The organism is Streptomyces sp. NPDC047017 (assembly GCF_040644175.1).
Taxonomy (GTDB): Bacteria; Actinomycetota; Actinomycetes; order Streptomycetales; family Streptomycetaceae; genus Streptomyces.
This window is the reverse complement of sequence record NZ_JBEYVW010000002.1, coordinates 266,646-284,215: the sequence shown is the minus strand read 5'-3', so window position 1 is coordinate 284,215 and position 17,570 is coordinate 266,646. Positions and strand designations below refer to the sequence as shown.

The window sequence follows — 17,570 nt, the reverse complement described above, 5'->3', positions numbered from 1 at the left end:
TGACCGCCCGCGCGGCCCCCGTACGACCGCCCGCGCGTCTGGCCGTACGACCGCCCGCCCGCCCCCGCTACGCCGACACCGGCACCAGGGCCGCCCGCGCGCTCCCGTGGTGCTTGGCGGCCTTCCGGGCTATCCGGCGTGCGTCGAGGGCCAGTTCGCGGAGCATGCCGCTGACGGGGTTGGTGAACCCGGTGAAGTACAGGCCGGGGGCCGTGCCGGCGGTGCGCGGGCCGTGCACGAGCGGTCTGCCGCGCTCGTCCAGCACTCCGAGGTGGCCGACCAACTCCGTGAGACCGCGCGCGTACCCGGTGGCCGCGATGACGGCGTCCGGCGCGATCCGGGTGCCGTCGGCGAGGACGACCTCGCCGTCCGCGAAGCCCTCGACGGCGGCCACCACCTCGATCCGGCCCGTGCGCACGGCGTCGACGAGGCCGACGTCCTGGACCGGGATCGCCCCCTGCCTGACCCGTGAGTACAGGCCGGTGTCCGGGCGGGGCAGGCCGTGCGCGGACAGGTCCGGCACGCTCAGCCGCGCCAGCGGCCGGGCGAGCCGGTCCACCAGCGGGACCGGCAGCCGCCTGCACAGCACGCCCGTGTACTGCGCGGCCCACCCGGCGGTCGAGCGGCGCACGAGGTGCGGCACGGTGCGCACGGCCAGCCGGACCCGCGCGGCCCCGCCCTCCACCAGGTCCACGGCGATCTCGGCGCCGGTGTTGCCGGCGCCGACGACGAGGACGTCCCGGCCGGTGTACGGGTCCGGTGCGCGGTAGTCGCGGGCGTGCAGGAGTTCCCCGGTGTACTGCTCGCGGCCGGGCCAGTCGGGCAGGCGGGGCGTGTGGTTGTAGCCGGTGGCGACGACCACCGCGCCGCCGGTCAGCCGCCGGCCGCCGCTGGCGTGCAGCAGCCAGCCGGTGCCGTCCGGGGCGGGCTCGACGCGGGAGACCTCGACGCCGGTCACGATCTCCAGCTCGTGGTGGTCGGCGTACTTCTCCAGGTACCGCACCACGTCGTCGCGCGCCGGCCAGCGGCCGAACCGGCGCGGCATCGCAAGGCCGGGCAGCGCGGACAGCCGGCGGGTGGTGTGCAGGCGCAGCCGGTCGTAGTGGCCGCGCCAGGACGCCCCGACGCGGTCGGACCGTTCCAGGACGACGGCCCGCAGGCCCCGCGCGCGCAGCGCGTACGCGGCGGCCAGGCCGCCCGGTCCGCCGCCGATGACGTAGACGGGCCGGTCGGTGTGCTCGGGCGTGGTGGGGGTGGGGTCGGCCATGAGCGCGAGCGTAACCACGCACCCGCTTGATGGGTCTCGGTCAAGGCCGGAATTGGTTGCGGATTGATCACGTGCGATCACGGAAGGCGTCGTACGGCGTCGTACGGTGCCGTCCGGCGTCGTACCGGGGCAGTACACCCCGCCCCCCCTGCACCTCACCCGCCCCACCGGGTGACAATGTCCCGGTGGCCTATAGATGACAATGACCCGCCGGCGGCCGGTACGACCGCGCCGCTTCCCGTCGACTCCGTCCCCGAACTGCGCGGCCACGGGCTGGTGCTGCGCGGCTGGGACCCGGGGGCCGAGGCCCAGGTGCGGACCTGGCTGCACGGCCGGTCCGACCCGGAGTTCCGGCGCTGGAACACTCCGCTGATCCTCGACGAGCGCCTGGACGACGCCCGTACGTCGCTCGCCGCGCACGTGCGGGCCGCCGCCGACGGCACGGGCATGCCGTTCCGCGTCACGGACGAGGCGAGCGGCGCCACGCTCGGCCACCTCGGCCTGGGGGTCGTCAGCCGCCCCATGCGGTCGGGCCGGGTCGGCTACTGGGTGCTGCCCGAGGCCCGTGGCCGCAACGTCGCCGCGCGGGCGCTGCTCCTCGCCACCCGCTGGGCGTTCACCGACTTCGGCCTGCACCGGCTGGAGCTGGACCACGCCCTGGGCCACGAGGCGTCCTGCCGGATCGCCGCGCGGTGCGGCTACCCCTACGAGGGCACCCTGCGCGGCGCGATGTGGGAGGCGGGCCGCCACGACGCCTTCCGCGACTGCCACCTGCACGCCCGCCTGTCCACGGACCCGGAACCCGGGGCACCCTGACCGTCCTTGACCGGCGCGCCCTTGACCGGCCGGGCCCGGCCCCGCCCTGGCCTCGGCCGGTCCGGCCGCCCGACCCGTCCCCGCCCGGTTCGGCCCGATGGAATCCGGAGGGGTCGCCGCGCCACTCGGCTCGGCCCCGCTCGGCCCGGCCTAACCTGGCCCGGCCTAACCTGGCCCGGCCGTCTGGCCCGGCCGCCTGGCCCGGTGAAAACCGGAGGCGTCGCCGCGCCACCTGGTCCGGCCGCCTGGTCCGACCTCCTGACCCGCCCAGTCCGGCCCGGCCGCCTGGTCCGGCCTCCTGACCCGGCCCCCGCCCGGCCTGCCTGCCCCCCCCGCCCAGCCCGTCCTCGCCCCGCCCACCCCGCTCAAAAACCAGAGGCGTCGCCGCCCGCCGGCCGGAACGATGAGGCATGCCTCTCGACGACTGGTACCTCACCCAGGATCTCGGCGACTTCCTCGCCCGCGCCGGGCTGTTCCTGCGTTCCCGGCCCGCGACGCACACCGTGCAGCTGACCGTCACGGAGAATCTGCGCGCCCGTGGCGGCCGTATATACGGCGGCGCCGTGCCCGAGTTCGGCGTTCTGCCGGGGGACGGCGGGCACGGCGTGGCGGCGGCCTTCCTGCGCACCCCGCCGCACCCGCTCGTCCTCACCCCGCTGACCGGGGAACAGGCCGACGCGCTGGCCGGGCAGCTGTCCGCCCGGGAAGTGCCCGGCGCCGGCCTGACCGGTGTCAACGCCGACCGGGACACCGCCGCCGCGTTCGCCGCCGCCTGGCAGCGCCGCACCGGCGCCGCGAGCAGCCTCGGCAAGCGGCTGCGGCTGTACCGGCTGGCCGGGCTGACCGTGCCCAGCCCGGAACCGCCCGGCCGCGCGCGGACGGCGGGCGCGGCGGACGGCGAGCTGCTGGCCCGCTGGTACGTGGAGTTCTGCGCCGGCGTGGGGGAACCGGCCGCCCGGGACCCGGAGGAGTGGGCGGACGAACGCGTCGTACGCGCGGACATCCTGCTCTGGGAGCTGCCGGACGGCACCCCGGTCGCCATGGCCGGCCGGTCCCCGCTGGTCGCCGGGCAGGTACGGGTGAACGCCGTCTACACACCGGCACACCTGCGCCGCCGGGGCTACGCGGGCGCCGTCACGGCGGAGGCGAGCCGGGCGGCGCTGGCGGCGGGCGCGGCCGAGGTGCTGCTCTTCACCGACCTCGCCAACCCGACCAGCAACGCCCTGTACCAGCGGATCGGCTACCGGCCGGTGTCGGACTTCGCGGTGCACGGCTTCTCCGAGCGACCGGAGTGACCAGTCCGCGTCCCCCTCACGGCCACAGCAGCTCGCTGACCCACCCCTCGGCGGTGTGCCGGTAGCGCAGGCGTACGTGGCGGCGGTGGGCGTCGCCCTGGAAGAACTCGACCTCGGCGGGGCGCAGCCGGTACAGGGTCCAGGTGGGGGCGACCGCGTCCGGTTCGCGCCGGGCCCGGTCCCAGGCCGACTCCGAGGCGCGGGCCAGTTCGCCGGGGGAGTGCAGGACCTCGCTCTGCCGGCCGGTGAGCGCGGCGGCCAGCGCTCCGGCCGAGCGGGCGTGCAGGTCCGCCCGTGCCTGCTCGGGCGGGGCGGTGGTGACCGGGCCCCGGACGCGGACCTGGCGTCCCAGGGCGGGCCAGTAGAAGGCGAGCGCCGCGTACGGGCGGCCGGCCAGGTGGCGGCCCTTGCGGCTGTCGGCGTGGGTGGCGAAGGACCAGCCCTCCTCGTCGGCGCCGTGCAGCATCACGATCCGCACGTCCGGCAGGCCCTCCGCGTCGGCCGTGGCCAGGGACATGGTGTGCGGCTCGCGCTCACCGGCGGCCACCGCCTCGGCGAACCACTCGGCGAACAGGGGCAGGGGAGCGCCGGGCGCGGCGGCGGGGTCGAACGGGGGCAGCCGGGTGACCTCCGGGTCCCAGACGCGCAGCGACCTCAGCAGTTCGTGCAGATCCTTGTGCATGATCCGAGTATCGCGCCCTGAGTATCGCGCCCCGGGTGCCGCGCGGCCCCCTCAGCGCGACAGGCGGCGGCCCACGGGAGTGGACCGCCGCCTGTCTGACAGGACTTGGGACCCGAGGCCGCCGTCAGCGAGCGGGGCCGGGGGGCACGGCTATCTCGTCGGCTTCTTCCCGGTGACGCCCAGGTGCACCAAGAGCGCGACGTTCGGCTTCAGTTCGGCCTGCTTCACGCCCCAGGAGGTGAATCCTTTCTGGTGCGAGGCGACCGCCGCGAGCATCGCGACCAGCGAACCGGCGATCGCGGCCGGGTTCACGTCCTTGTCGACCCTGCCCTTGGACTGGAGTTCGGCCACCGAATCCGCGAGGGAGCCGTTCACCGAGTTCAGGATCTTCATCCGCAGCTTGTAGAAGCGCTTGTCGCCCTCGGCGGCCCCGAGGTCGACCACGCGCAGGATCGCGTCGTTGCGGCGCCAGAACTCCAGGAACCCGTCCACGAGTTCCTGCGCGGTCTGCCAGCCCGCCTTGCCGGCCCAGGACCTGCCTTCGAGCAGCGAGGCCAAGCCCGCGCCCTCGGCCGCCATTTGCTCGGCGATCTCCAGGACGGCGCCCTCGACGTCCGGGAAGTACTGGTAGAAGGTGGCGGGCGAAGTGCCCGCCTTCCGTGCGACGTCGATGACCTTGACGTCGCGGTAGGGGGAGGAGCTGAGCATCTCGCTGAGGCAGTCGAGCAGCTTCTGCCGGGTCGCCTGCCCGCGCCGCCCGGCCACACGGCCGTCGACGGTCCGCACTTGTCCTGTCATGTCGTCAGCTTACCGAGGGGTGATGGGAGCGCGATTCGGCCGACTGCAAATGGGGTGCGCGGGCGGCGAGCGGCTGGTGTGCCTGGTCTGCGGGCTGCGGAAGACCCGGCTACTTTGACGGCATGGCCGAAAACAGGGCATCCGCGTGCACAGAGGGCGTCCCCTGCTGGGTGGACGCGCAGCTTCCCGACGTCGCCGCGGGGGAGCGTTTCTACGGTGGGCTCTTCGGGTGGACCTTCGCGGCGAAGGAGGCGTACGGCGGCTCCGTCGTGGCCCTGCTGGACGGGGAGCCCGTGGCCGCGCTCACCCCCAAGTCGGACGGCCGGATGCCCACCGTCTGGACGGTGTACTTCGCCACCCCGGACGCCCGCGCGCTGGCCGGGCGCATCCAGGGCCAGGGCGGCCAGGCGGTCGGCGGGGCCCGGCGGATCGGCCCGTACGGCACGGCCGCGCTGGCCGCCGATCCGCAGGGCGCGGTGTTCGGCCTGTGGGAGCCGGGCCGGCACGCCGGCTTCGGCCGCCGCCACCGGCCGGGCGCCTTCGGCTGGGCCCAGCTCTACACCCGCGACACCGAGTCCGCCGACGCCTTCTACAGCGGCCTCTTCCACGAGGCCCTCTTCGGCGGCCCCTCTCGCCCCGACTTCGGCCGGGCCCCGGTCGCGGACGTCTTCCCCGCGCAGATGCCGCCGCACTTCCTCGTCCACTTCGAGGTCGCGGAGACCGGGGCCGCCCTCGACGCGGTCGGGCGGCTGGGCGGGCGGGTGCAGGTGTCGCCCTTCGAGACGTCCTATGGCACGGTGGCGGTCGTCGTCGACAATCAGGGGGCGTCCTTCGCCGTACTGGAGCGGTGAGACCGCCGCCGCGGCCGGGAACCGGCGTTTTGCGCCGGGTTTGCGGAAGGACATCCCGATTCGTCGGCGGGTTCGCAACCAGTGCCGCGGCCAGGAAGAATCGGAGTGCGTGCCGCCACGGCGGTGCGGTGGTGAGACGCTGCACGGGGGCCGCGCGCACACGGAGGTGACGCGGCCCGTACGGGGAGGTGGCAGGCAAGTGGTGGATCAGCTGACGCAGCACGATCCGCGGCGGATCGGGCCGTTCGAGGTGCTGGGACGGCTGGGAGCCGGCGGCATGGGGCTGGTCTATCTCGCGCGCTCGGCGTCCGGCCGGCGGGTGGCGATCAAGACGGTCCGCACCGAACTGGCCGAGGACCAGCTGTTCCGGGTCCGCTTCACCCGCGAGGTCGAGGCCGCGCGGGCGGTCTCCGGTTTCTACACCGCGGCGGTCGTCGACGCCGACCCGCGCGCGGCCGTGCCCTGGCTGGCCACCGCCTATGTGCCCGCGCCCTCCCTCGAAGAGATAGTGACCGAGTGCGGCCCGCTCCCGGCGCAGGCGGTGCGCTGGCTGGCGGCGGGCGTGGCCGAGGCGCTCCAGTCCATCCACGGCGCCGGACTCGTCCACCGCGACCTGAAGCCGTCGAACGTGCTGGTGGTCGAGGACGGCCCGCGGGTGATCGACTTCGGTATCGCCTCCGGTGTCTCGAACACCCGTCTGACCATGACGAACGTCGCCGTCGGCACCCCCGCCTACATGTCCCCCGAGCAGGCCAAGGACTCCCGCAGCGTCACCGGGGCCAGCGACGTCTTCTCGCTCGGCTCGATGCTGGTCTTCGCCGCCACCGGGCACCCGCCCTTCCACGGCGCCAACCCGGTCGAGACCGTCTTCATGCTGCTGCGCGAGGGCCCCGACCTGGAAGGGCTGCCCGACGAGCTGCGCCCGCTGATCGAGGCGTGCATGCAGATGGAGATCGCGGCCCGCCCCACCCCCGCCGACCTCCAGGCCCAGCTCGCCCCGCACCTCTTCGGCTCCGGCTCCGACGACAGCGGCACCGCCTCGGCCTGGCTGCCCGAGCCCGCGGTGGGCCTGATCGAGTCCCGCCGCGGCGGCCGGACCGCCGTGCACCTCACCGCGCCCGGCCCCGGCGGCGACCGGGGCAACGGCCCCGGAGCCGCCGTCCGGCCGCCCGTACCGCCGCCGCCCCCGCCCTCCTACGCCCCGGTCGTCCCGGCGACCGCGCCGCCGCTGCCCGCGATGCCCGCCCCCGTCGGCGCCCCCGACACCGGCCCGGTGCGGCTGGCCGGCGCCCAGGTGCCCATCGGTCCCGGCCCGCGCGTCGCCGACGCCCGCGCCGCCGCCGTGCAGGCGCCGCCGCCGGAAGCGGGCCTGGTCGCCACCTGGTCCCGGCCGCGCCCCGGCACGGGCGGCGCCGACCCCGCCGTACCGGCGGCCCCGCCCGCGCCTTCCGCTGCGCCGGAGACCGCGCCCGGCTGGCGCCCCTGGCGGTTCCGCATGTCCAACGACGTCTGGGGCACCCCGGCCGTCGCCGGCGACCTCGTCTACGTCACCTCCTTCGAGGTGCACGCCCTCGACGTGGCCACCGGCCGCCGCCGCTTCAAGACCCGGGACGTGGCCTGGTCGATGGCGGTCGCCGACGGCAGGGTGCACGCCTCCGACGGGCCCACCCTGTTCGCCCTGGACGCCCGCGACGGCGCCGACCGGTGGCGGCTCCAGACCGACGCCTGGGTGTACACGGTCAAGGCCGAGCGGGGCACGGTCGTCACCGGCACCCGTGGCGGCGGCGTCCAGGCCCGGGAGGCGGCCGGCGGCCAGAAGCTGTGGGAGATCACCGGCTGCCAGACCGACTTCGAGTCCCCCGAGGCCGGCCCCGCCCTGCACGACGGCACGGTCTACGTCTGGCAGGACGCCCGGCTGCGCGCCCTGGAGGCCCGCACCGGCGAGGAGCGCTGGTCCTATCCCATCGGCGACGCGGCCTCCTGCGGCGGTGTGCCCGTCCGCATCACGCCCGCGCCCGACGGTTACGTCTACGTCTGCGCCGGCACCCGGGTCCTCGCCGTGGACGTGGCGAGCGGCCGGGTCCGCTGGCACTTCGAGGCCCCCGCGGTCTTCCTCTCCCCGCCCGCCTTCGCCCCGGGCCCGGCGGTCACCGGCGGTGGCGTGTACCTCGCCGACTACCTCGGCACCGTCTACGCCCTGGACGCCACCGACGGCCGCGACCGCTGGCGCATCGCCACCGAGGCGCGGTCCTCCGTCGACCCGGTGCTGGTGGTGGCCGGACACGTGCACGTGGGCAGCGGCAAGGGCCTCTACACCCTGGACGCGGTCACCGGCACGCCCAAGTGGCGCTTCCAGTCCGGCGGCGAGATCGTCGGCTCCCCGGCGGTCGCCGAGGGCCGCATCCACTTCGGCTCCACCGACCACCTCCTCTACACCCTCAAGGCCGACGACGGCCGGCTGCGCTGGAAGCTGGCCACCGGCGGCGAGATCACCGGCTCCCCGGTGGTCCGCGACGGCGTCGTCTACGCCTGCAGCAAGGACCGCTGCGTCTACGCCCTGGACGCGGAGAAGGGCACGGGAACGTCCCGCACGACGTGACGGGCCACCAATTGTTCGCGCGTCAGTCCGGCCGGTTCCCTCGTGAAGCGCGACTCCGCGCCGTAGAAGGGCAGAAGGAAGGGACGTTCGCCGACGCGTCGGGGTCCTTGCGTGCGGGCACGACTCATCACCGCCGTTCGCCCGTTGCGTACGCGCAGCCTGTGTCGCCTTCGGCGTACGCGCTCCGGCGGCGCCGCGCGACTTGTCCGTCACCCTGCGTGGAGCGGACACACGTCGGCCGCGGCGGCTCCCCCCGGTGCCGCCGCGGCCGGTCCCCCGTGCCGGGAAAGTCGGTCAGGCCTTCTCGTCCGTCGCGTGGATGTTGTCCGTGCTCGCGCCGCCGGTCTCCTCCTCCGCCTTGAGCGGGTTCGGGGTGGCGAGCGGCTCGCTGGTGGCGTGGATGTTGTTCGTGCTGACCGTGCCCGGCTTGGTGCCGGTCGCGTGGATGTTGTCCGTGCTGCTCTTCTCGTCGCTCATGTCGCTGCTTCCCCGTCTGGTTCCGGTTCGGTGATCGAGCCGCCCGCCCGGTGACTCCCCCGTGAGTCTCCGGGCGGGCGGGGATGGGCCGTTCACCCTATGCCACGGCCCTGGACCGCTCCGCCTGCCCCCCGACGCGACGGAACGACACGACGAGACTGCCGGACACCGATAAACAAACGATGAACGCCCCAGCAGCCCCACCGGCCTCGGAAGCCCCACCGGCCCCGGCCGCCGCACCGGCCCCAAGCCACCGCCCCACCGGCCCCGGTTCAGGCCACGGCGAGCGGATTGAGCAAGGCGCGGACCGTCTCCGTCTCCGGGGCGTCCGAGGTCTCGTAGAGCGTGAGCGCGTCCTGCCAGCAGACCCGGGCGCGGCCGCTCTGGCCGATGCCTTCGAGCGCGCGGCCGAGGACGACGAGCACGTTCCCGCGGCGCCAGTCGCCGCCGATGTCGCGCAGGATGCCGAGGGCCAGTTCGGCGTTGGCGGCGGCCTGCGCCGGCCGCCGGGCGGCGAGGTCCACCTCGGCCAGCCGGAACAGCGCCATCCCCTCCCACAGCCGCTGGCGGCTGTCCTGGAACACCGCCAGCGCCTCCTGGAGGCGGGCCGCCGCCTCGGCCGGCCTGCCGCTCTGGGTGAGCGCGAGCCCCAGCGCGTAACGGCCGTTGGCGCCCTTGAGGGCGTGCCCCATGGCGTCGTACATGTCGGTGCCCTGCTGGGCCAGCGACACCGCGCTGTGGGTGCGCCCGGTGGCCAGGTGGATGCGGGAGAGGTTGCACAGCGCGCTCGCCTCGCCGGCCCGGTCCAGGCAGGCGCGGAACCCCTCGATGGCCCGGGTGAGTTGCGCCTCGCCGTCCTCGTACCGGTTCTGGTAGAGCGCGATCACCCCGAGCGTGTTGTCCGCCCAGCAGGCGGCCAGCGGATCGGTGCCGGCGCTGAGCCGGGCCGCCCGCTCGGCGGCCCGCACCGCGGGGTCGAAGCGCCCGGTGATGTGGTGCACATAGGCCAGGGAGATCAGGGCGCGGGCCTCGGCCCGGGGGTCGGCGCCGTCCTCCGCCGCGTCCCGCAGCGCCGACGCCACGCTCTCGTACGCCTTGGAGTCGGTGCCGGACTCCGCGAGGTCCACGGACGCCCACAGCGTGTCGACGGCCCGGCCGAGGAACTCCGGCCGGGTGGACCGGCGTACGCAGGCCAGCAGCGCGTTCGCCTCGGCGTACAGCCAGTTCTGGGCCGCGTGCCGCTCCTCGAAGGCCAGGCCCGGGTACCGGGTCGGCCGCAGGTGCTCCACCAGCCGGTCGCCCGGCCGCTCGATCGCGTACACCCCGGCCGCCGTGGCCAGGTAGAAGTCCAGCAGCCGCGACAGCGCCGCGTCCCGCTCGCCCGGCGGCTGCTCGTCGCGCTCCGCGCACGCCCGGGCGTAGAGGCGGACCAGATCGTGGAAGCGGTAGCGGCCCGGCGCCGCCGACTCCAGCAGCGAGGTGTCGACCAGGGATTCCAGCAGGTCCTCGGTGCCCTCCACCGGCAGGTCCAGTACGGCCGCTGCCGCCGCCAGGGAGATGTCCGGGCCGTCCGCGAGGCCGAGCAGGCGGAAGGCGCGGGCCTGGGCCGGCTCCAGCTGGCCGTAGCCCAGTTCGAAGGTCGCCTTGACGGCGAGGTCACCGGCCTGGAGTTCGTCCAGGCGGCGGCGTTCGTCGGCGAGCTTGGCCGCCAGCACCGACACCGTCCAGGTGCGGCGGGCCGCCAGCCGGGACGCGGCGATACGGATGGCCAGCGGCAGGAAACCGCAGGCGGCCACCACGTCCAGGGCGGCCTTCCGCTCGCTGCCCACCCGCTCCTCGCCGACGATCCGCGTGAACAGCTGGAGGGCCTCCTCCGGGCTCATCACGTCCAGGTCGACCAGATGCGCGCCGGCCAGGTCCAGCATCCGCACCCGGGAGGTGACCAGGGCCGCGCAGCCCTCCGTGCCCGGCAGCAGCGGCCTGACCTGGGCCGCGTCCCGCGCGTTGTCCAGCAGCACAAGGACCCGGCGGCCGTCCAGGACCGAGCGGTACAGCGCCGCCCGCTCCTCCAGGGAGTCCGGGACCGCCGAGTCAGGCGTGCCCAGGGCGCGCAGGAACGAGCCGAGGACCGTCTCCGGCTCGGCCGCGCGCTGCCCGGCGCCCTGGAGGTCGACGTACAGCTGGCCGTCGGGGAAGGCGGCCCGCGCCTGGTGCGCCACGTGCACGGCGAGCGTCGTCTTGCCGACCCCGCCGATGCCCGCCAGCGCCGATACGGCCATCACCCGGCCGTCCGCCGACGCCAGCACCTCGCTCAGCTCGACGACGAACGCGGCCCGGCCGGTGAAGTCCGGGACGGTGGCGGGCAGTTGAGCGGGCCGCACCGGTGCCGCCGCCGGTTCGGCCGCCGGGGCGGACGGCTCGGCCAGCGCGGGGTCGGCCTGGAGGATCCGCTGCTGGAGTTCGCGCAGCTCGGGGCGCGGGTCCACGCCCAGTTCGTCGGCGAGCAGACGGCGGGTGTCGGCGTACACCGCCAGCGCCTCCGCCTGCCGTCCGCTGCGGTAGAGCGCCAGCATCAGCAGTTCGCGCAGGCGCTCGCGCAGCGGGTGCGCCGCCGTCAGCGCGGTCAGCTCCGAAACCGCCTCCGCGTGGCAGCCCTGCTCCAGGTCCATGTCCAGGCAGCTTTCGAGGAGCCGGAGCCGCCACTCCTCAAGGCGCGCCCGCTGCGCCTCGGCGTACGGTCCCGGCAGCCCGGCCAGCGGTTCGCCGTCCCACAGGTCCAGCGCGCGCCGCAACTGCGCGCGGGCCCGGCACAGGTCGCCGCCGGCCCGCGCCTTCTCCGCCCCGGCCGCCAGGTCCTGGACCGCCGCCACGTCCAGCGCGCCCTCGCCCAGGCCCCGTACCGCGTACCCGCCCGACTCGCTGACCAGCATGCCCGCGTCCAGGATCTTGCGCAGCCGGGACGCGTACGTCCGGACCGCCGCCAGCGCCTGCGACGGGGGGTCCTCGCCCCACAGCGCGTCGATCAGCTCGGCCGCGGTCGCCGTGCGCCCCTCGCGCAGCAGCAGCGCGGCGAGCAGGGCGCGCTGCTGGGGGGAGCCGGTGCTGAGCGGCGCCGGCCCGCGCCAGGCGCGCACCGGTCCGAGCACGCTGAAGCGCAGCGTCGCCGATCTCTCGGGACCCCGCTGCTCAGGCACTCGCGGTACACCGTCCATCGCTGCCCCCTGACGAACCTTGCACAACCGAGAGGCCAGTTTGCCTTGTTCACGGCAGATGCGTCAGCTCCGCGAGACGCCGATCACAGACCGCCGCGCGCCTGCCTCACAAGCCCTGCACACCGTCTCCCCAATCGGCGGGCGCGGGCCGGGGCCCGGGGGCGGCGGCCCGCGCCGCGGCCGGGCGGCCCCGCGGGACGCAGGGTGTGATCACCGGCTCCGTATGCTCGAAGGATGACGACTTCCGCGACCTCCGGAACCGGCCCCACCGAGAACTCCCTGCGGCGCGCCCTCAAACGGGCCCGGGACGGCGTCGCCCTGGACGTCGCCGAGGCGGCGGTGCTGCTCCAGGCGCGCGGCGAGCACCTCACGGACCTCGCCGCCTCCGCCGCCCGGGTGCGGGACGCGGGGCTGGAGGCCGCAGGCCGTCCCGGCGTCATCACCTACTCCAAGAGCGTGTTCATTCCGCTGACCCGGCTGTGCCGGGACAAGTGCCACTACTGCACGTTCGTCACCGTGCCCGGCAAGCTGCGCCGCGCCGGGCACGGGATGTTCATGTCCCCGGACGAGGTGCTGGACATCGCCCGCCGCGGCGCCGCGCTCGGCTGCAAGGAAGCCCTGATCACCCTGGGCGACAAGCCCGAGGACCGCTGGCCCGAGGCGCGCGAGTGGCTGGACGCGCACGGCTACGACGACACGATCGCCTACGTCCGCGCCGTCTCCATCCGCGTCCTGGAGGAGACCGGCCTCCTCCCGCACCTCAACCCGGGCGTGCTGACCTGGACGGACTTCCAGCGCCTCAAGCCCGTCGCGCCCAGCATGGGCATGATGCTGGAGACCACCGCGACCCGGCTGTGGTCCGAGCCGGGCGGCCCGCACCACGGCTCCCCGGACAAGGAACCGGCCGTCCGGCTGCGCGTCCTGGAGGACGCCGGGCGTTCCTCCGTCCCCTTCACCTCCGGCATCCTGATCGGCATCGGCGAGACGTACGAGGAGCGCGCGGAGTCCCTGTTCGCGCTGCGCAAGGTCGCCCGCGCCTACCACGGCGTCCAGGAGCTGATCATCCAGAACTTCCGCGCCAAGCCGGACACCGCGATGCGCGGCATGCCGGACGCGGAGCTGGACGACCTGATCGCCACGGTCGCCGTCGCCCGGCACATCATGGGCCCCTCCGCCTGCCTCCAGGCCCCGCCCAACCTGGTGGACGCGGAGTACGAACGCCTCATCGGCGCGGGCATCGACGACTGGGGCGGCGTCTCCCCGCTCACCATCGACCACGTCAACCCGGAGCGCCCCTGGCCGCAGCTCGACCAGCTCGCCGAGCGGTCCCGGGCGGCCGGCTTCGAGCTGCGCGAACGGCTGTGCGTCTACCCGGAGTTCGTCACCCGCGGCGAGCCCTGGCTCGACCCCCGGCTGCTGCCGCACGTGCGCGCCCTGGCCGACCCGGCCACCGGCCTTGCCCGCGCCGACGCCCCCGTCCAGGGCCGGCCCTGGCAGGAGCCGGACGAGGCGTTCACCTCCTCCGGCCGCACCGACCTGCACACCGCCATCGACACCGAGGGCCGCGCCGGCGACCGCCGCGACGACTTCGACGAGGTCTACGGCGACTGGGACGCCCTGCGCGAGGCGGCGGCCCCCGGCATGGCGCCCGAGCGCATCGACACGGACGTACGCCAGGCCCTGCGCACCGCCGCCGACGACCCGACGCGGCTCACCGACCCCGAGGCGCTGGCGCTGCTGCACGCGGACGGCCCGGCGCTTGACGCGCTGTGCCGGATCGCGGACGACGTACGCAGGTCGGCGGTGGGCGACGAGGTGACGTACATCGTCACCCGCAACATCAACTTCACCAACGTCTGCTACACCGGCTGCCGGTTCTGCGCCTTCGCCCAGCGCCGCACCGACGCCGACGCGTACACCCTCTCCCTCGACCAGGTCGCCGACCGCGCGCGGCAGGCGTGGGAGGTGGGCGCGGTGGAGGTGTGCATGCAGGGCGGCATCCACCCGGACCTGCCCGGCACGGCGTACTTCGACATCGCGAAGGCGGTCAAGGAACGCGTCCCCGGCATGCATGTGCACGCCTTCTCGCCCATGGAGGTGGTGAACGGCGCGACCCGCACCGGTCTGTCGATCCGCGAGTGGCTGACCGCGGCGAAGGAAGCGGGCCTGGACACCATCCCCGGCACGGCCGCGGAGATCCTGGACGACGAGGTCCGCTGGGTCCTCACCAAGGGCAAGCTGCCCACGGCCACCTGGATCGAGGTCGTGAAAACCGCCCACGAGCTGGGCATCCGCTCCTCCTCGACGATGATGTACGGCCATGTGGACCAGCCCCGGCACTGGCTCGGCCACTTCCGCACGCTGGCCCGCATCCAGCAGGAGACGGGCGGCTTCACGGAGTTCGTCACCCTGCCCTTCATCCACACCAACGCCCCCGTCTACCTCGCGGGCATCGCCCGCCCCGGCCCGACCGCGCGCGACAACCGGGCGGTCACCGCGATGGCCCGGCTGCTGCTGCACCCGCACATCCCCCACATCCAGACGAGCTGGGTGAAGCTGGGCGCCGAGGGCGCGGCCGAGATGCTGCGCTCCGGCGCGAACGACCTCGGCGGCACGCTGATGGAGGAGACCATCTCCCGGATGGCGGGTTCGTCGTACGGCTCGTACAAGTCGGTCGCGGAGCTGGTCGAGGTGGCGCGGGCGGCGGGCCGGCCCGCGAAGCCGCGCACCACGCTCTACGGCGAGGTGCCCGAGGAGCGCCGGCGTGCGGCGGCGGCCTCGGACGGGCACCTGCCGGAGCTGCTGCCCGTACTGGACTGAGCCGGGCCGGACCGAGCCGTGCGGGCGGGCCGCCCACAGTACGATGAGCCCACCGTTGCCGGGGGCGAGTGACCGAACTGCCGAGGAGATGCGTGCCCATGCCTGCCCGAATACCTTCGTGGGCCTGGGTCAGCGGGCTCACCGTGGGAGCGGTCGTCGCCGTCGGCGTGCTGGCCGCGCAGGCCGACCGGGGGCCGCACCCCACGGCGGCGGTGGCCCGCCCGCACGCGTCGTCCCCGGCGGGCGCGCCCGCGCACACCCCCGCCCCCCGGCACACCGCGCCGCCCGCGCCCCCGGCCGACTCGGGCACGGGCCACCGCATCGTCTACTCCCTGGGCCTCAAGCGGGTCTGGCTGATGGACGAGCGCGGCATGCCGTCCCGGACCTTCCCGGTCTGGCCGGGCACGGTGAACCCGGACCCGGGCGCCTACGCGATCTCCCAGCGGCAGCCCGACCCGGTGAAGGGCTCCGACGGGGTGCGGATCGAGCACATCCTGTACTTCGCGGGCAAGTCGGGCGTCTTCATCGCCTTCAGCAACGCCGTCGATGGCTCCTCGCCGCCGCCGGTCGCCTCCGGCATCAAGACGGGCGGCGTCCGCACCGGCAAGGCGGACGGCACGGCCCTGTGGGACTTCGCGACCAAGGGCACCCGGGTGGTGGTCGTCCCCTAGGGCTTCCCGCGATCACCCCCTGAACAGACCGTTCCTGTTCGACTACAGTGCCGAACGTCGTACGTACGGACGGTGCCGTGAGGGAGGTCTGGGTGAGTACGACGTCCGGTGTCCTCTGGGGGCGGGCCGAACAGCAGGACTTCCGCGGCCGGGTGCGGGGCGCGCTGCTCGGGGTGGCGCTCGGGGACGCGCTCGGGGCGCCGGTGGACGGGCTGGACCTCGGCGCGCTCCGGGAGGCGCACGGCCCCGAGGGCGTCGTGGACCTCGTGCCCGCGTACGGGCGCCGGGGCGCCGTCACCCATCTCACCCAGCTCACCCTGTTCACCGTCGACGGGCTGATCCGGGCGCAGGTGCGGCGCGACGCGGGCGCCTGGCATCCGCCGACCGATCTGCACCGGGCGTACCTGCGCTGGGCCGCCACCCAGCGGGACTGGGGCCCCGACGAGCGGCGCGAGGAGGACGGCTGGCTGGCCCGCGAGGAGTGGCTGTACGTCCGCCGGGACCCGCCGCGCTCCCTGCTCGGCGGCTTCGGCGACACCGTCATGGGCACGGTGGAGGCGCCCAAGAACCCCGCGGAGACGGGCCCGGAGGCCGCCGCGCGGTCCGCGCCGTTCGGGCTGCTCGTCGGCTGGGAGCCGCAGTTGGTGGTGCAGCTCGCCGTGGAGTGCGCGGTGCAGAGCCACGGCCACCCCACGGCCTGCCTCGCGGCGGGCGCGTACGCCGTGATCGTGCACGCCCTGGCCCGCGGCGACGCGCTCGACGGCGCCGTGCAGAAGGCGCTGGCGCTGCTCGCCGTGCGGCCGGGACACGAGCCGGTGTCCGACGCCCTGAAGCACGCGCTGGGCGCGGTCCGCCAGGGCATGCCAGGACCGGCCCGGGTGGCGGAACTGGCCGGGGACGGCACCGCGCCGGGACTGCTGGCCGTGGCCGTCTACTGCGCGCTGGTCGGCGAGGACGTACGGCACGGACTGTGCCTGGCCGTGAACCAGGACGGCCCCTCCGGCGCGGCCGGCGCCCTCACCGGCGGCCTGCTCGGCACCCTGCACGGCGAGACGGCCCTGCCCCCGGCCTGGCTGGCCGAACTGGAGGGCCGCCCCGCCCTCCTGACCCTGGCGGACGACTTCGCGATGGAGATGACCCAGGGCCCCGCCCTGCACGGCCCCACGGGCTCGTCCCCGGGCTGGCTGGCCCGGTACCCGCGCTGAGATCGCCCGTCCGCTGGCCTGGCCTGGCCCGGCTAGGCGATGGTCGCGTTGAAGAAGATGACGGCGCCTCCGAAGGCGCCGCCGCCGCAGAGCACGGCCGCGTCAGGACTGGATCCTGCCCGCACGGTGAGAATCGCTGCCCCGGTGCCCACCAGCAGGCCCAACAGGAGGACGAGTGCGGACCGCTGGGTGAACAAGGGATCAGGATCGTGCTGCAAGTACGGCTCCCCTTCCGTCGCGGATCGGAAGGCAAGGTGCCGACCGAATCCATGACGGTACAGGAACTACTCGTGCATGTCAAGTGTCCTCAGCCTGATTTTTTGAGGAAGATCGACTTACTTGCGGCGGAGGGACTGCAAGAGCTGACCGGTCTCGTTGACGGTCCAGAAGCTCCAGCCGTTCCGGTTGGGCTTGACCTTATTGTTCAGGGCCTTCAGTACGGCGGCGGCCGCACCGCTGGGGGTCCGGTGGTTCCCGGCAGCGGGGCCGTCGGCCACGAAGATGGCCTGGGTGGCGGGGTCGTACTCACCATCGATCCGCTTACCGTTGTAGATCGCGTGCACGGGAACCCGGCGGGCAGGCGTCCCGGAAGTGCGCGCCGCTTCCGGTAGCTGGAAGTGCTCGACCAGCTTGGCGACTGCCTGACCAGGGCTTACGCCCCAGGCGCGAGCGAGGAGGTTGACCTGCGCGAAGGTGGCATCGGTAACGGAGATGTTGTTGGCCATGCCCCTATCCTACACACCGATGTGAGCAAAATTGAGGATAGATAGGATCGAGAGCATAAAAGGACCCCCTCGGCAAGGACGGCGACTGTCGAGGGGGCCCTTCGGGTGGCGCAGGCTGTGCCTGGCGCCGGCTGTGCTGATTCAGTTGTCGG

Annotated in this window: 14 protein-coding genes; 7 read left to right on the top strand and 7 right to left on the bottom strand. The window is 74.7% G+C overall.

All coding sequences use genetic code 11. The features are described from left to right. Positions 1–67: 67 nt before the first annotated feature. Positions 68–1,267 carry an NAD(P)/FAD-dependent oxidoreductase gene (locus tag ABZ858_RS04575; protein WP_361372546.1) on the bottom strand — a complete coding sequence of 400 codons (1,200 nt, stop codon included), beginning with the start codon at positions 1,265–1,267 and terminating at the stop codon, positions 68–70. 177 nt (positions 1,268–1,444) lie between these two features. On the opposite strand from ABZ858_RS04575, the gene ABZ858_RS04570 reads away from it, so the two are divergent. After that, on the top strand, positions 1,445–2,083 hold the full coding sequence (locus ABZ858_RS04570) for a GNAT family N-acetyltransferase (RefSeq protein ID WP_361372544.1): 639 nt from the start codon (positions 1,445–1,447) through the stop codon (positions 2,081–2,083). A 410-nt stretch (positions 2,084–2,493) separates the two neighbouring features. Further along, the gene (locus ABZ858_RS04565) at positions 2,494–3,378 is read left to right on the top strand and encodes a GNAT family N-acetyltransferase (RefSeq protein WP_361372542.1); all 885 of its coding nucleotides are present in this window, start codon (positions 2,494–2,496) and stop codon (positions 3,376–3,378) included. Between the two features lie 16 nt (positions 3,379–3,394). Here the strand turns inward: ABZ858_RS04565 and ABZ858_RS04560 are convergent, their stop codons facing one another. Next, on the bottom strand, positions 3,395–4,060 hold the full coding sequence (locus ABZ858_RS04560; protein ID WP_361372540.1) for a pyridoxal 5'-phosphate synthase: 666 nt from the start codon (positions 4,058–4,060) through the stop codon (positions 3,395–3,397). A 150-nt stretch (positions 4,061–4,210) separates the two neighbouring features. Beyond that, positions 4,211–4,846 carry a TetR family transcriptional regulator gene (locus ABZ858_RS04555; protein ID WP_361372954.1) on the bottom strand — a complete coding sequence of 212 codons (636 nt, stop codon included), beginning with the start codon at positions 4,844–4,846 and terminating at the stop codon, positions 4,211–4,213. A gap of 134 nt (positions 4,847–4,980) precedes the next feature. Between ABZ858_RS04555 and ABZ858_RS04550 the strand changes: the two genes are divergently transcribed. Both ABZ858_RS04550 and ABZ858_RS04545 read left to right on the top strand, forming a co-directional pair. After that, positions 4,981–5,709 carry a VOC family protein gene (locus tag ABZ858_RS04550; protein ID WP_361372538.1) on the top strand — a complete coding sequence of 243 codons (729 nt, stop codon included), beginning with the start codon at positions 4,981–4,983 and terminating at the stop codon, positions 5,707–5,709. 199 nt (positions 5,710–5,908) lie between these two features. Beyond that, positions 5,909–8,308: a PQQ-binding-like beta-propeller repeat protein gene (locus ABZ858_RS04545; RefSeq protein WP_361372536.1), complete on the top strand. Its 2,400-nt coding sequence runs from the start codon at positions 5,909–5,911 to the stop codon at positions 8,306–8,308. Between the two features lie 294 nt (positions 8,309–8,602). On the opposite strand, the gene ABZ858_RS04540 is transcribed toward ABZ858_RS04545, so the two are convergent. Further along, positions 8,603–8,785, bottom strand: coding sequence for a hypothetical protein (locus ABZ858_RS04540; protein ID WP_361372534.1), 183 nt, complete (start codon positions 8,783–8,785; stop codon positions 8,603–8,605). A gap of 272 nt (positions 8,786–9,057) precedes the next feature. Continuing rightward, positions 9,058–11,997 (bottom strand): BTAD domain-containing putative transcriptional regulator, encoded by a 2,940-nt coding sequence (locus ABZ858_RS04535; RefSeq protein WP_361372532.1) that lies wholly within the window; start codon positions 11,995–11,997, stop codon positions 9,058–9,060. Positions 11,998–12,231: 234 nt separating this feature from the next. Here ABZ858_RS04535 and ABZ858_RS04530 point away from each other — a divergent pair, with 234 nt between their 5' ends. The 3 genes from ABZ858_RS04530 to ABZ858_RS04520 all read left to right on the top strand — a co-directional run bounded on the left by ABZ858_RS04530 (position 12,232) and on the right by ABZ858_RS04520 (position 16,693). Next, on the top strand, positions 12,232–14,817 hold the full coding sequence (locus ABZ858_RS04530; RefSeq protein ID WP_361372530.1) for a bifunctional FO biosynthesis protein CofGH: 2,586 nt from the start codon (positions 12,232–12,234) through the stop codon (positions 14,815–14,817). Between the two features lie 98 nt (positions 14,818–14,915). Beyond that, the gene (locus tag ABZ858_RS04525; RefSeq protein ID WP_361372528.1) at positions 14,916–15,488 is read left to right on the top strand and encodes a hypothetical protein; all 573 of its coding nucleotides are present in this window, start codon (positions 14,916–14,918) and stop codon (positions 15,486–15,488) included. Between the two features lie 92 nt (positions 15,489–15,580). Next, entirely contained in the window at positions 15,581–16,693 is a 1,113-nt protein-coding gene (locus tag ABZ858_RS04520) for an ADP-ribosylglycohydrolase family protein (RefSeq protein WP_361372526.1), read from the top strand. Between the two features lie 32 nt (positions 16,694–16,725). Here the strand turns inward: ABZ858_RS04520 and ABZ858_RS04515 are convergent, their stop codons facing one another. Together ABZ858_RS04515 and ABZ858_RS04510 are read right to left on the bottom strand one after the other, a co-directional pair. Beyond that, positions 16,726–16,911 (bottom strand): hypothetical protein, encoded by a 186-nt coding sequence (locus tag ABZ858_RS04515; protein ID WP_361372524.1) that lies wholly within the window; start codon positions 16,909–16,911, stop codon positions 16,726–16,728. A gap of 117 nt (positions 16,912–17,028) precedes the next feature. Next, a complete protein-coding gene (locus ABZ858_RS04510; RefSeq protein WP_361372522.1) occupies positions 17,029–17,418 on the bottom strand; it encodes a hypothetical protein in 390 nt (129 codons plus the stop codon). Positions 17,419–17,570 lie beyond the last annotated feature (152 nt).